Source organism: Helicobacter sp. UBA3407, from assembly GCF_949747025.1.
Taxonomy (GTDB): Bacteria; Campylobacterota; Campylobacteria; order Campylobacterales; family Helicobacteraceae; genus Helicobacter_D; species Helicobacter_D ganmani.
The window spans coordinates 1-3,140 of sequence record NZ_CATKCB010000218.1; the positions used below are offsets into that span (position 1 = coordinate 1).

5 protein-coding genes are annotated in these 3,140 nt (G+C 36.2%); 3 read left to right on the forward strand and 2 right to left on the reverse strand.

The window, feature by feature from the left end; genetic code table 11:
- Positions 1-13 precede the first annotated feature (13 nt).
- Both Q1553_RS07785 and Q1553_RS07790 read right to left on the reverse strand, forming a co-directional pair.
- Positions 14-676 carry a 16S rRNA (uracil(1498)-N(3))-methyltransferase gene (locus Q1553_RS07785; RefSeq protein WP_115552084.1) on the reverse strand — a complete coding sequence of 221 codons (663 nt, stop codon included), beginning with the start codon at positions 674-676 and terminating at the stop codon, positions 14-16.
- The gene (locus tag Q1553_RS07790) at positions 677-1,084 is read right to left on the reverse strand and encodes a hypothetical protein (protein ID WP_115552083.1); all 408 of its coding nucleotides are present in this window, start codon (positions 1,082-1,084) and stop codon (positions 677-679) included.
- A gap of 128 nt (positions 1,085-1,212) precedes the next feature.
- Here Q1553_RS07790 and Q1553_RS07795 point away from each other — a divergent pair, with 128 nt between their 5' ends.
- The 3 genes from Q1553_RS07795 to acpP all read left to right on the forward strand — a co-directional run.
- Positions 1,213-2,052, forward strand: a complete 840-nt coding sequence (locus Q1553_RS07795; protein ID WP_299384101.1) for a YaaA family protein — start codon at positions 1,213-1,215, stop codon at positions 2,050-2,052.
- Positions 2,053-2,094: 42 nt separating this feature from the next.
- The gene (gene fabG, locus Q1553_RS07800; protein ID WP_297578840.1) at positions 2,095-2,838 is read left to right on the forward strand and encodes a 3-oxoacyl-ACP reductase FabG; all 744 of its coding nucleotides are present in this window, start codon (positions 2,095-2,097) and stop codon (positions 2,836-2,838) included.
- Positions 2,839-2,918: 80 nt separating this feature from the next.
- Positions 2,919-3,140: acyl carrier protein (gene acpP, locus Q1553_RS07805; protein WP_300842892.1), on the forward strand; the 222-nt coding region annotated here is incomplete at its 3' end.

Here is a 3,140-nt window from a genome sequence, read left to right on the forward strand (position 1 = left end):
GCAGAATCGTAAATTAAATCAATCTACTTGCAGCATATAGTGCGGCGGTTTCGCTTCGTAGAATATTGCATTTTGGTGCGCTAAAAATGTGTTTATCCCGCAAGATTTCGCGTTCTTTTTGACTAAATCCCCCCTCGCAACCAATCATTAAAGGCATTTTCAAAGAATCCACTAAAGCCTCACCACCAAAGTCTAAAACTGCAAAATTTGGGTAGTTTTGTAGCACTTCCTCCATATTTGAGAAAATTTCAATTTCTAATCCTATTAAGCGTCCGCATTGCTCACAAGAATGATTTAAGATTCTCTGAAGTCGCTTGAAATCTAGCTTAAATTGTTTTTGGGAATATTGCGCATAAAAAAAGGTAACTTTGGCTAAATTGAGTTCATTGAGCATAGGAAGTGTTTTTTCAATATTTTTTGGCTCTATCATTGCCCAAATCAAATGCCCTTTGGGTGGATTGTGGGGCGAGATAATTTGGATTTCTTGCAAGGTAAGTTTCGCATCTTTTTTGTTGATTTCTGTAATTGTGTAGCGACAGAGTTTCAAATCACGTCCATTACACAAAAAGAGTGATTCTGATTTGTGCGTTCTGCGAGAGTGGAAAAGGTGGTGATAGGTTTCATTTTTGAGCGTGATTTGTGGCTCTCCCGCATTTTGATAAATGATAAATTGCATTTAAATGACCCAAAGAAGTAGAATCGCAAAAAAGCTCAAGTCTAAACTGTATTTGAGCTTTGCCCAGCGAAAAAATGCTTCGCGTTTAGAAATGTCGGCTTCTACTTTAATAAGTTTTTGACGCTTATGACGTAGGATTTCAAGCCCAAAACAAACAAGCCATAGTGCAAGCATTGTAAGGATTTTAAAATCCATTATAAATCCCAACATAGCCCAAATTACAAGCCCACTAAAAAGGCTTGCACTTAAGAAAGTATAATATGCAGGCGCAGTAACAGCAAGGGAGCGAAGCCTTTGCGTGTGGGATTCCTTGGTGAATAAACAAAAAAGATTCCAAAGAGGTGGCAAAAGCAGTGGAAAAGATAAAAATAGATGTATAAAAAGTAGCTGTTCTCCAACAAATTCCATTGATGACTATCCTAAAATTTACGCGAATTGTAACAATAAATGTTTGCTTTGTAAAGTAAATGTGGAATCTTGAAAGCGGAATATGTTAAGATTTCTTGTCGCAGAATATTCTTAATTAGGAGTGCAGAATGTGGATTTTGTTTTCACCAAGTGAGAAAAAATGCTTAGAACACAAAAAAGCGCAAGAAAAACAAGGCGAGCCATTTTATCAAGATTTCATTTGCAAAGAAAGCTTAGAGGAGGCTTTAAAGGCTTATCAAGAATTTTTACAAAGTGCGAAAGAATCGGAAATCCAGCAGCTTTTTGGTGCCAAGCATCTCGTTTTAGAGGAGTTAGCTTGCGCACAAAATTTAATGGAGTCTCCTTTATTGCCTGCTGTTTTACGCTATTGTGGTATTGCATTTAGTGCGCTAGATTTTGAGCATTTGCGACAAGAATCGCAAGATTATTTAAAGCAGCATTTATTGATTTTTTCTAATCTTTTTGGACTTTTGCGCGCAATGGATAAAATTCCTTATTATGATTTAAAGCAAGGTGAAAGTTTTGAAAATAAATCAGTAAAATTCAACACGAAACAATTTTATCTCAAAAATACAAAAAAAATTTGGGAATATCTCTTGGAATCCGCAAGTGGCAATCCAAAAAAATCCCCAAAATCTTTGGAAATTTTAGACTTACGTGCGGGATTCTACCAAAAATGTTTTAATGTAAATAAACTGCCTATGTATTTGAATGTGCAAGAAAGTGTGGTGTATGAGCCGATTTTTGTTAAAAATGGTAAAGTGATTAGCCATTATGCTAAGCATTATCGTGGTATTTTGCTTAGGGCTTGCGCGATAGAGAAGCTAGAGTGTTTGGTAGATTTGGAGAATCTCTATCTTGAGGGGTTGGAGTTAGAATCTGCACAAAGAGTGCAAGAGGACAATTTAAAACGCGTTGTTTTGACTTACACACTTAAAAATGTATGAAAAAGTGTATAATATGCGCTATTTTATTTTTTAGGATTGCAAATGAAATTTTGTGGAAAAAATGTTTTAATCACGGGAGCCAGTAAAGGAATTGGTGCAGAGATTGCAAAAGTATTGGCAAAAGAGGGTTTAAAAGTATGGATTAATTATCGTTCCAAGCCAGAACTTGCAGACGCTCTACAAGAGGAAATCCAAAAAGAGGGTGGAGAAGCTGCAGTAGTTTGTTTTGACGCAACCAAAGAAGAGGAGTTTATCGCAGGAATGAATACGATTCTTAGTAGTGATGGTGAATTGGCATTTGTAGTGAATAATGCAGGAATTACAAACGATAAACTTTCTATGCGTATGAAAGTTGAAGATTTTACTTCAGTGCTTGATGCAAATCTCACTTCAAGCTTCATTGGCTGCAAAGAGGCATTGAAAATTATGCGCAAACAAGGTTATGGGGCGGTTGTGAATATTGCTTCTATTATTGGGGAAATTGGTAATATGGGGCAATGCAATTACGCAGCAAGCAAGGGTGGAATGATTGCGATGACGAAGTCTTTTGCCAAAGAGGGTGGAAGTAAAGGAATTCGCTTTAATTGTGTTACTCCGGGCTTCATTGAAAGCGATATGACAAAAGCTTTAAAAGAGGAGATTAAACAATCCTATGCTCAAAACATTCCATTGGGAAGATTTGGTAAAGGAGAAGAGGTTGCAAGTGCGGTGGCATTTTTGCTTTCTAATGGTGCAAACTATATCACAGGGGAAGTCTTAAAGGTTAATGGTGGATTATATATGTAAGTAACTTGAAAAGTTTTTGAAATTTTTAAGAAAAACTCGGTTACAATACTGACTTATTGAAATTTTTTAAGGAGATAGTAATGGCAATGTTTGATGATGTAAAAGCAGTTGTAGTAGAGCAACTCAATGTAAATGAGGGTGAAGTAAAGCCAGAATCTAAATTCGTAGATGATTTGGGGGCAGATTCTTTAGATGTTGTAGAACTTGTAATGGCATTAGAGGAAAAATTTGAGATTGAGATTCCTGATGAGGAAGCAGAAAAAATCCAAACCGTAGGTGATGTTGTCGCATACATTGAAAAA

Excerpts from the sequence above, each read along its gene's own strand:
- Q1553_RS07785 (WP_115552084.1), bottom strand. The coding sequence starts at position 676 with ATGCAATTTATCATTTATCAAAATGCGGGAGAGCCACAAATCACGCTC.
- Q1553_RS07790 (WP_115552083.1), bottom strand. The coding sequence starts at position 1,084 with ATGGAATTTGTTGGAGAACAGCTACTTTTTATACATCTATTTTTATCT.
- Q1553_RS07795 (WP_299384101.1), top strand. The coding sequence starts at position 1,213 with ATGTGGATTTTGTTTTCACCAAGTGAGAAAAAATGCTTAGAACACAAA.
- fabG (WP_297578840.1), top strand. The coding sequence starts at position 2,095 with ATGAAATTTTGTGGAAAAAATGTTTTAATCACGGGAGCCAGTAAAGGA.